Source organism: Saccharopolyspora mangrovi (genome assembly GCF_035320975.1).
GTDB classification, from domain to species: domain Bacteria; phylum Actinomycetota; class Actinomycetes; order Mycobacteriales; family Pseudonocardiaceae; genus Saccharopolyspora; species Saccharopolyspora mangrovi.
Map to the genome: position 1 here is coordinate 1 of NZ_JAWLNX010000049.1, position 9,600 is coordinate 9,600.

Annotated in this window: 11 protein-coding genes; 3 read left to right on the top strand and 8 right to left on the bottom strand. The window is 70.2% G+C overall.

Going from position 1 to position 9,600, the window contains the following annotated elements; all coding sequences use genetic code 11:
- A partial coding sequence (locus R4I43_RS34125; protein ID WP_324269864.1) for a transposase family protein occupies nt 1-300 on the top strand: 300 nt, incomplete at its 5' end.
- 266 nt (nt 301-566) lie between these two features.
- Here R4I43_RS34125 and R4I43_RS34130 read toward each other — a convergent pair.
- From R4I43_RS34130 to R4I43_RS34145, 4 genes are all read right to left on the bottom strand, one after another.
- Nucleotides 567-959, bottom strand: a complete 393-nt coding sequence (locus R4I43_RS34130; protein WP_324269865.1) for a helix-turn-helix domain-containing protein — start codon at nt 957-959, stop codon at nt 567-569.
- 242 nt (nt 960-1,201) lie between these two features.
- A complete protein-coding gene (locus tag R4I43_RS34135) occupies nt 1,202-1,861 on the bottom strand; it encodes a DedA family protein (RefSeq protein WP_324269866.1) in 660 nt (219 codons plus the stop codon).
- A gap of 125 nt (nt 1,862-1,986) precedes the next feature.
- Nucleotides 1,987-3,561 carry a D-alanyl-D-alanine carboxypeptidase/D-alanyl-D-alanine endopeptidase gene (dacB, locus tag R4I43_RS34140; protein ID WP_324269867.1) on the bottom strand — a complete coding sequence of 525 codons (1,575 nt, stop codon included), beginning with the start codon at nt 3,559-3,561 and terminating at the stop codon, nt 1,987-1,989.
- 324 nt (nt 3,562-3,885) lie between these two features.
- A complete protein-coding gene (locus R4I43_RS34145; RefSeq protein ID WP_324269868.1) occupies nt 3,886-4,494 on the bottom strand; it encodes a LysE family translocator in 609 nt (202 codons plus the stop codon).
- 94 nt (nt 4,495-4,588) lie between these two features.
- On the opposite strand from R4I43_RS34145, the gene R4I43_RS34150 reads away from it, so the two are divergent.
- Nucleotides 4,589-5,092: an Lrp/AsnC family transcriptional regulator gene (locus tag R4I43_RS34150; RefSeq protein ID WP_324269869.1), complete on the top strand. Its 504-nt coding sequence runs from the start codon at nt 4,589-4,591 to the stop codon at nt 5,090-5,092.
- A 165-nt stretch (nt 5,093-5,257) separates the two neighbouring features.
- On the opposite strand, the gene R4I43_RS34155 is transcribed toward R4I43_RS34150, so the two are convergent.
- Together R4I43_RS34155 and pyk are read right to left on the bottom strand one after the other, a co-directional pair.
- Nucleotides 5,258-6,202: an acyl-CoA thioesterase gene (locus R4I43_RS34155; RefSeq protein ID WP_324269870.1), complete on the bottom strand. Its 945-nt coding sequence runs from the start codon at nt 6,200-6,202 to the stop codon at nt 5,258-5,260.
- Between the two features lie 68 nt (nt 6,203-6,270).
- Complete coding sequence (pyk, locus tag R4I43_RS34160; protein WP_093413065.1) at nt 6,271-7,692, bottom strand: pyruvate kinase; 1,422 nt, start codon at nt 7,690-7,692, stop codon at nt 6,271-6,273.
- Nucleotides 7,693-7,820: 128 nt separating this feature from the next.
- Between pyk and R4I43_RS34165 the strand changes: the two genes are divergently transcribed.
- The gene (locus R4I43_RS34165; protein ID WP_324269871.1) at nt 7,821-8,123 is read left to right on the top strand and encodes a VanZ family protein; all 303 of its coding nucleotides are present in this window, start codon (nt 7,821-7,823) and stop codon (nt 8,121-8,123) included.
- Here R4I43_RS34165 and R4I43_RS34170 read toward each other — a convergent pair.
- Nucleotides 8,101-8,766: a DUF2461 domain-containing protein gene (locus R4I43_RS34170; RefSeq protein WP_324269872.1), complete on the bottom strand. Its 666-nt coding sequence runs from the start codon at nt 8,764-8,766 to the stop codon at nt 8,101-8,103. The two genes, R4I43_RS34165 and R4I43_RS34170, sit on opposite strands and share 23 nt — an antisense overlap.
- Nucleotides 8,767-8,786: 20 nt before the next feature.
- A partial coding sequence (locus R4I43_RS34175) for a bifunctional allantoicase/(S)-ureidoglycine aminohydrolase (RefSeq protein ID WP_324269873.1) occupies nt 8,787-9,600 on the bottom strand: 814 nt, incomplete at its 5' end.

Here is a 9,600-nt window from a genome sequence, read left to right on the forward strand (position 1 = left end):
TGGGCCGCCTCCCAGCTCGACCTGCCCACCCTGGCCGACGCCGGCTACCAGGGCGCCGGCGCCGGAATCCACACCCCGGTCAAACGCTCCAAAAAACACCCCGGCAGCCCACTCACCACCGACAACCACACCTACAACCAGCTCCTGCGCAGCCTGCGCGCTCCCGGCGAACGCGCCTTCGCCCTCCTGACCGGACGCTGGCAAGCACTACGCCACTTCACCACCAGCCCCCGCAAAATCGGCCGCATCGTCCAAGCAGCACTCGTACTCACCCACCACGAACACGGCCGCCTGACCTAACCCCTACTGAGAACACCTCAATGGAAATCAGAAATCCGATTTCCATTGAAATCCCGCGGACCCCCGCGTCGGGTGACCGAGCGTCGAAGAGGGAGAGGGCTCCGGTCGGTGCGGCCGGAGCCCTCGCTCATGCGCCTTCGGCGGCGTCGGCGAGGTCCTGCAGGGCGCGCGCCAGCTGCTGGCCTCCGAGCGGCCGAGCTCGCTGGGCTCGTAGCCGGCCTCGCAGGTGGTGCGGCCGAGCCAGGTGATCAGGTCCGCGCCGTCGGCTAGACACCGGCCTCCGCCGGCTCGCCGGCATCGGCGGAGCGCTCCAGCCGCTCCAGCCGGGCGCTGACCTCGCGGAGCAGGACCTGGGTGGGAACCGAGTCCAGCTCGGGCCCGATGCGCACCTCGGCTCCGGCCTCGTCCGGGCTCAGCCGACCGGCTTTGACCAGCACTTCCAGCAGCGGGACGCCGAGCGCCCGGGCCATGATCCGCGCGTTGCCGATGTCGGGCCGGTAGCCCTTCCGCCAGCGGAAGACCACGCTCGGCTTCAGCCCGCTGTGCTCGCAGAAGTCGTGCACGGTCCAGCCGCGTTCCGCCAGGTGCCGTTCGAGGTATTCGACGAAGTCGCTGTCCCCAGGAGTTGCGGTCACGTCGCTCGCGCCAGCGTGTGCCATGCGTTCGAGTCTAGTCCCACCCGTGCGACTGGCTGCACTCCGCTGAACAGGTGGCCGGACGCGCCTGCCATCGGCCGCCAGGCCGTTCACCATTGGAATCGCACAGAAACACGCATTAGAGTCCAGACACATGAACGAGACTCGCTGCAGCGCCACTCCGCCGAAGCACCAGCACACCGGCCGAGGCGTGCGCATCTCGCTGCACCGGCCCAGCCACTAGGAACGCCGACCGCGAGCAGTCCTCAAGCAGCGGTCTCGACGTCCTCCACCTGCTCCTCGGACACGTCCTGGTCGCGCGGGCGGCGGCGCTTCCACGCCCACACGCCCACCCCGACCAGCACGATCGCGATCGCCAGCACCCAACTCGCCCGACCGAGCAGCGACTCGACGTACTTCGCCGAAGCTCCGGCCGCCCAGCCGATGCCGACGTGCGTGGCCGACCAGGCGATCGCCCCGGTCAGCGACGAGACGGCGAACCGCGGGTACGACATGCCGCTGGCTCCCGCCGCGGCGGGCATCAGGGTCCGCACCACCGGCAGGAACCTGCCCACCAGGACCGCGCCGATGCCCCAGCGCCGCAGCAGCTCTCCCGCGCGGTCCCAGTGCTGCTGACCGAGCTTGCGCACCACCTTGGTCTCGCGCATCTTCAGCCGGTAGCGACGACCGAGCCAGAACCCGATGTTGTCGCCCACCGCCGCGCAGACCGCCACGGTCGTCGCCAGGGCCAGGAAGAACCCGAGATCGGTCACCGCGGCGGACGCGACCAGCAACCCGGTCTCACCCGGCACCAGGAACCCCAAGCCGAGGGTGCACTCGCCCAGCACCAGGGCACCGGTGGCCAGCACCAGCAGCGGCCGGGGCAGCCCGGCGATCATGGCCAGGACATCGCTGATGAACGTCACGGGAACGGGCTCCTCGGGTGAGCGCGGCGGCTGACTGCGGTCACGCTACCGGGGGACGGATGAGCCGTTCTCAGGTATGGCACTGATCTGCCAGCTGAACCCAGAACCGTTGCCCTAGGTGGGATTCAGCAGGACTTGGTCCAGGAGCACTCCAACGCGCTCTCGTCCCTCGAGGTCGCCGGGTCGTCGGAGGCGGTGCGCGGCCGGGGGACCCAGGTGCGGCCGCGCGGCTGGTCGGCGGCGCCGTTGTGCTCGGCGAGCCGGACCGCGATCGCGTCCTCCAGGTCCTGCGGGGTGTCGGCGAGGAAGTCGTTGAACACCACCGAGAACACCAGCCTGCGGCCGTCGGCGGCGGTGACGTAGCCCGACAGCGAGGTGACCCCGGTCAGCGAACCGGTCTTGGCGTGCACGTTGTTCGCGGCGGCCGTGCCGGCCATCCGGTTGCGCAGGGTCCCGCCGACCATCCGGTCCGAAACCCCGGCGACCGGCAGGGCGTCGTGGAAGACCTGCGCCCACGGCCGCTGCGCCGCGTTGTCCAGCAGCAGCGCGAGCTGAGCGGGGGTGACGCCGTCCATCCGGGACAGCCCGGATCCGTCCACCAGCCGCAGCGCGTTCGCGTCGACGCCGAGCCCGCGCAGCTGCTCGGCGAGCACCCCGGTCCCGGCTGCCCAGCTGCCCTCGCCCGCCTTCTCCCGGCCCATCGCCTTGACCAGGACCTCGGCGTGTCCGTTGTTGCTGAGCTTGAGGAACGGGACCAGCAGTTCGCGCAGCGGCATCGACTCGCGACCGGCGAGTTCGCGGGCGCCCGGCGGCGCCGCGGCCTCCCCGGTGCCGGTGACGGTGATGCCGCGGGCGGCCAGGGCCCGGGTGAAGACGTCGGTGGCGTAGGCGGTGACGTCGGGGACGGCGACCCACTCCTCCACCGGTTCGGCCCCGGCCGGGACGGTTCCGGTCACCACGACCCGGCCGCTGTGGTGGTCGCGGGTGACGGTGATGGCCGGCTCGCCCTCGGCGGCGGCGGTGGTGGCCCGGTTGTCGACGGTCAGCGCGCCGGTTCCCGGGTCGACCGCGACGTCGGGGGCCTGGCCGGGAGAGGTGGGCGTGACCCGCACGATCGCGCTTCCGGCGTCGAAGTCGGTGTCCGGCGCGGTGCTGAGCGCCGAGATCGGGGCCGAGTAGTAGTAGGGCTCGTCGTCCCAGGCCCAGCCGCTGCCCAGCGGAACGTCGTCGAACCAGGTGTCGTCGGCCAGCAGCCGTCCCCGCACCTCGCGGATGCCCTGCTCGGCGAGCTGCGCGGCGAGGCGGTCGTAGTCGGCGGCCAGCATCGTCGGGTCACCGGTGCCGCGCAGGTGGAGGTCGCCGCGCAGCGTCGATCCCTGCTGCTCGGCGTCGCTGAGCACCTGGGTGCGGAACCGGTAGTCGGGCCCGAGGGCTTCCAGCGCGGCCGCGGCGGTGAACAGCTTCGCGTTGGAGGCCGGGGTGGCGCGATCGGTGGCCTGCCTGCTGTAGAGGACCTCGTCGGTGGCCGGATCGCGCACCACGACCCCGGCTTGGGCCCCGCCGAGCCGCGGATCCGCCAGGATGTCGTCGAGGTCGACCTTCAGCGCGTCCACCCCGGTCGGCGCGGCCCCCGTCGACGGCACCACCGCCAGCGGCAGCGCCACCGCCAACCCGACCACGAACGCCCACCGTCTCCGCATGCCGGCTCCTCTCCGAGATCACGGAGACTAAGCAGCCGAGTTGTGAAAGGTCAACGAACCCAACCCGAAGGTCGCAAATCAGAAACCCGAGACGCCCCACACACCCGCGCCCGGGACACGTCCCCCGGCACCCACGACACGGATTACCGCCGTAATCAGGGCCCGGATTACGCCGGTATTCGGGACATGGACCACTCCCGCACTCGGGGACCGGACTGCTCCAGCACCTCCGACACGGATTACTCCTGTATTCGGGAGGCGGATTACCGCCGTAATCGGGGGACGGAATACGGCGGTAATCCGGGTTCGGGACGGGAGGTCGGGTCAGCCGACAGCGATCGAGGTGGCCATCGCCAGGAGGGCGCCGCCGCAGGCGCGCTCGAACACCTTGCGGCGCTTGGGGCTCGCCAGCAGAGCGGCCAGCTTGCCCACCGACGGGACCACGATCAGCCACCACACGGCGAAGGCCGAGACGGCGACGGCGCTGAGCAGGGCGGCCTGCGGCATCGGCGCGGCGTCGGGGTCCATCGCCTGCGGCAGCAGCGTCAGGAACGTCAGCATCACCTTCGGGTTGAGCACGTCGGTGAGCAGCCCGCGCAGGAACACCGCGCGTCCGGAACGCGGTTGCTCGACCGCGGTCTCGCCCTGGCCGGAACCGGCGTGGCGCAGCATCTGCAGCGCCATCCACGCCAGGTAGGCCACGCCCAGTCCCTTGACCACGAACAGCGCCGCCGGCACGGCCGCGACCAGCGCCGACAGACCGAGGGTGGCGGCGGTGGCGTGCAGCAGCAGTCCGCAGGTCACGCCCGCCGCGGCCAGCCACCCGTACCTGCGACCGCTGGCCGCGTTGCGGGTGACCAGGACGAAGTCGGGGCCCGGGATCAGCACGATCACCAGCAACGCCAGCAGGAACGACCCCCAGGCGATGTGCACGACGAACTCCTTGGAAGAACTTCGGGGAAGCAGACGCGAAGATTCTCCGTCGATGGTTCGCCAGGCTTCGAGCACCTGCGTAGGATGTTCGGTTATGAGCGAATCCGTAGAACTGGATTCGGTTGACTGGTGGATTCTGGAGGAGTTGCAGAACGACGCGACCCTGCCGAACCGCACCCTCGCCGAACGGATCGGGCTGGCGCCGTCCAGCTGCCTGCAACGCGTCCGCAGGCTGCGTGAACGGGGAGTCATCACCGGGTCGCACATCGACGTCGACCCGGCCGCGACGGGACTGGCGCTGGAGGCGGTGGTGGCGGTCAACGTCCGCCCGCACACCCGCCAGATCGTCGATCAGTTCCGCGAGTTCGTCATGGCGCAGCCGGAGACCCGGTCACTGCTGCACGTGAGCGGCCAAGCCGACTTCCTGCTGCACGTCGCCGTGGCCGACACCAAGCACCTGCAGGAATTCCTCGTCGACAAGCTCGCGTCGCGAACCGAGGTCCGCAACTTCACCAGCTCGATCGTCCTGGAACAGCTCCGCACCAGAGCCCTCACGGCCCCCCAGCACCTTCGCCCCCAACGCCGCAGGCGAACCTGACCCGGCCGCCCGGCAACCGCAGGACTCCCCCGGCACGGCCGCAGGTGGTCGAACGATTTCAATGGAAATCAGGTCCCCAACTTCCATTGAAATCGGGAACCTGATTCTCAATTGAAATCGGAGACCTGGCCGGGGTGGGCCGACGGCGGGGCCGGTGCGGGAGCGTCAGTCGTTGACGCGGAGGAGGCCTTCTTGGACGACCGTGGCCACCAGCTGGCCGTCCTGGGAGAAGAAGCGGCCGGTGGCGAGGCCTCGGCCGCCGGAGGCGCTCGGCGAGGCGCAGTCGTAGAGCAGCCACTCGTCGGCGCGGAAGCGGCGGTGGAACCACATCGCGTGGTCCAGGCTCGCTCCGACGACACCGTCCAAGCCCCAGTACACGCCGTGGCGCGCGAGCGGCGCGTCCAGCAGCGTCATGTCCGAGGCGAAGGCCGCGATGCAGACGTGCAGCAGGTCGTCGTCCGGCACCGCCAGCGCACCGTCGGCGCGCATCCACACCTGGTTGCGGGCTTCGCGGGGGCCGTTCTCGCGGCTCACCCACGGCGGTTCGGTGACGTAGCGGACGTCGATCGGGCGCGGCTGCGGCGGGCCGAGCTTCGCCAGCGCCTCACCGACGCGCTCGCCGAACGTCGGCAGCGTCTCGGGGTCGGGCACGTCGGGCATCGGCTCGGCGTGGTCGAGGCCGCCCTCGTCGATCTGGAACGACGCTGACAGCGAGAAGATCGTCTTGCCGCGCTGCACGGCCACGACCCGGCGGGTGGTGAACGAGCGGCCGTCGCGGGTGCGGTCGACCTCGTAGACGATCGGGATGCTCGGGTCGCCGGGCCGGATGAAGTACGCGTGCAGCGAGTGCACCCGCCGCTCCTCCGGCACCGTGCGACCGGCGGCGACCAGCGCCTGCCCGGCGACCTGGCCGCCGAACACGCGGATGGTCGAGGAAGCGGGGCTGACACCGCGGAAGATGTTCTCCTCGATGCGCTCCAGGTCCAGCAGAGCCACCAGGCTGTCCAGCACGGGTTGGCCGTGCGGCATGCCGTTGACGTCGAGCGGAACCTCGCCCTGCAGGTGGGTCCCGGTCGGGTCGGCTGCTGCGGCCCTGGCCGCTTCGGTCACTGCGATCTCCTCGATCTCGTGCGCCCGACCGGCCGGACGGGAGCTCGTGGCTCCCGTCCGAAGGCCGATCAGACGTGGTCTTCTTCGCCCAGCCGGTGCACGCGGATGAGGTTGGTGGAACCGACCGTTCCCGGCGGCGAACCGGCGACGACGACGACCATGTCGCCGCGCTGCGACCGGCCCAGGGACAGCATCGCCTGGTCCACCTGCCGCACCATCTGGTCCGTTGTGTCCACCTTAGGCACCAAGAACGTTTCCGTCCCCCAAGTGAGAGCGAGCTGACTCCGCACCGACTCCTCGGGGGTGAACGCCAGCAGCGGCAGGCGGGTGTGCAGCCGCGCGAGCCGGCGCACGGTGTCGCCGGACTGCGTGAAGGCCACCAGAGCCTTGGCGTTGAGGCGCTCGCCGATGTCGCGGGCAGCGTAGGAGATCACGCCGCGCTTGGTGCGCGGGACGTGGCTCAGCGGCGGCGGCGTGGGCGAACCGGACTCCACGGCCTCGACGATGCGGGCCATCGTCTGCACCGTCTCGATCGGGTAGCGACCGACGCTGGTCTCGCCGGAGAGCATCACCGCGTCGGCGCCGTCGAGGACGGCGTTGGCGACGTCGGAGGTCTCGGCCCGGGTCGGGCGCGAGTTCTGGATCATCGAGTCCAGCATCTGGGTGGCCACGATGACGGGCTTGGCGTTCTCCCGCGCGATGCGGATCGCCTTCTTCTGGACCAGCGGGACGTGTTCGAGCGGGAGCTCCACGCCGAGGTCACCGCGGGCGACCATGACACCGTCGAAGGCCAGCACGATGGCTTCGAGGTTGTCCACCGCCTCGGGCTTCTCCAGCTTCGCGATGACCGGCGCGCGACGGCCGACGCGGTCCATCACCTGGTGGACCAGGTCGATGTCGGCAGGGCTGCGCACGAACGACAGCGCGATGAAGTCCACGCCCAGTTCCAGGGCGAATTCCAGGTCCTCGATGTCCTTCTCGGACAGCGCCGGCACTGAGACGTCCATGCCCGGCAGGGAGATCCCCTTGTTGTCGGAGACGGGGCCGCCCTCGGTCACCTCGCACACGACGTCGTTGTCCTCGACGGCGGTCACGACCATCGCGACCTTGCCGTCGTCGACCAGCAGCCGGTCGCCCTTCTTGGCGTCCTCGGCCAGGCCCTTGTAGGTGGTGGACACCCGGTCGTGCGTGCCCTGCACGTCTTCGACCGTGATGCGCACGACGTCGCCGGTTCGCCACTCCACCGGCCCGGCTGCGAACTTGCCGAGCCGGATCTTCGGTCCCTGCAGGTCCCCGAGGATGCCCACGGCGCGGCCGGATTCCTTGGCCGCGGCCCGGACCATGTCGTAGACCTGCTGGTGGTCGGCGTGGCTGCCGTGGCTGAAGTTCAGCCGGGCGACGTCCATTCCGCTGCTGACGAGCTCGGCCATCTTCTCCGGCGTGGAGGTGGCGGGGCCCATGGTACAAACGATCTTGGCTCGTCGACTCACATCATGCCAGCGTAGTCTCTCGCCACCCGGGTGCAGCACTCAGCCACGCTCCAAATTCGTGATCGGTCATTTCGTTGCTGGATCATTACAGAAAGCAGCTCAGGAGGCTTCCACTCCTGATCGCCTCGGTGACGAGCTGGGTCGTGCTGTTCACCCCGGAATCCGGTGTTCCCAGCGCCCCGCCGGGCACCGACAAGGTCGTGCACCTCGCGCTCTTCGCCGCCCTGGCGATCACCGGCCGGATCGCCGGTGCCCGCACCGCCTGGCTGCTGCCCGCGCTCGCCGGGTACGCGGCGCTGTCGGAGGTGCTGCAGGGCCTGCTGCCGATCGGGCGCAGCTGCGAACTCCTCGACGTCGCCGTCGACGTCGCCGGGGCGTTGCTCGGCTGGGCGCTGCTCTCGCTGCGCCCTAGCGGCGCTTCTCCTCGGTGACGCCGATGTGGTCGGCGCACCACTGGTTGAGCTCGCGCACAGCCTCCCACGACTCGCGGACCCGCTGCAGGCACGCGCGTTCGTGCAGCACGTCGTCGGGCTCCCAGGAGCGCGCCGCGTAGAGCGACTTGTGCCGCAGCAGGTCCAGCCTCGGGTGGTCGGCGTCGAAGCCGCGAGGCCGGGTCTGCAGCGTGGTCCCGGCGATCTCCCAGCCCCGGTCGGCGAGCGCGTCGAGCAGGTTCCGCAGCTGCTCGCCGTGGATCTCGGTGTCCACCGCGGACCGGAAGCGCGCCAGCTGGTCGGACTCGGTGTGGTAGCAGCCACCCGCGACCAGCAGCCCCTCCGGCCCGACCTCGACGTAGTAGGCACCGCCACCGCGACCCTGCTCGATGACGGCGCCGCAGTGGGTCTTGTACGGCGACTTGTCGCGGCTGAACCGCACGTCGCGGAAGGGCCGGAACACCTTGCCCTTGCCGAAGCCGGGCCCGAACTCGGGCTCCAGCTCGGCCAGCAGCGCCTCCATCGGCCCGCGCACGTGCTCGGCGTAGAGCTGCTGGTTGTCCGCCCAGTAGGCCTTCGAGTTGTCCGCCAGGAGCCCCTCGAAGAACTCGACCGCTCCGTCCCCAAATCCCTCGAACCGCACGCACCGACCCTAGGGCGTCCTCAGGTGAGGCGGATTTGGCGGTTGACGTCTTTGTAGAGGAGGTAGCGGAAGGGGCCGGGTCCGCCTGCGTAGCAGGCTTGGGGGCAGAAGGCGCGCAGCCACATGAAGTCGCCTTCTTGGATTTCGACCCAGTCGTCGTTGAGGCGGTAGACGGCTTTGCCTTGCAGGACGTAGAGGCCGTGTTCCATGACGTGGGTTTCGGCGAAGGGGATCACGGCGCCGGGTTGGAAGGTGACGATGTTGACGTGCATGTCGTGGGCGAGGTCGTCGGGGTCGACGAAGCGGGTGGTGGCCCAGGTGCCGTCGGTGTCGGGCATGGGGGTGGGGGTGATGTCCTGCTCGCGGGTCACGAACGGTGTGGGGGCCTGGATGCCGTCGGCGGGTTCGTAGGGTTTGCGGACCCAGTTGAACGAGGCGGCTCGGGTGCCGGGGTTGGTCAGGCTCCAGGTGGCCCCGGCGGGCAGGTAGGCGTAGCCGCCGGGTTCGAGGTGGTGTTCGGTGCCCTCGATGGTGAGGGTGAGGGTGCCGGTCATGAGGAACACGACGGATTCGACGCCGGCTTCGGGTTCGGGGCGGGTGCTGCCGCCGCCGGGGGCGACTTCGACGACGTACTGGGCGAAGGTGGTGGAAAAGCCCTGCACGGGCTTGGCCAGGATCCAGGCGCGGGTGCTGGTCCAGCCGGGGAAGTTGCTGGTGACGATGTCGCGCAGCACCCCGCGCGGGATCACGGTGTAGGCCTCGGTGACCACGGCCCGGTCGGTGAGCAGATCGGTCTGCGGCGGCAGTCCACCGGCAGGCGCGAAGTACGACGGC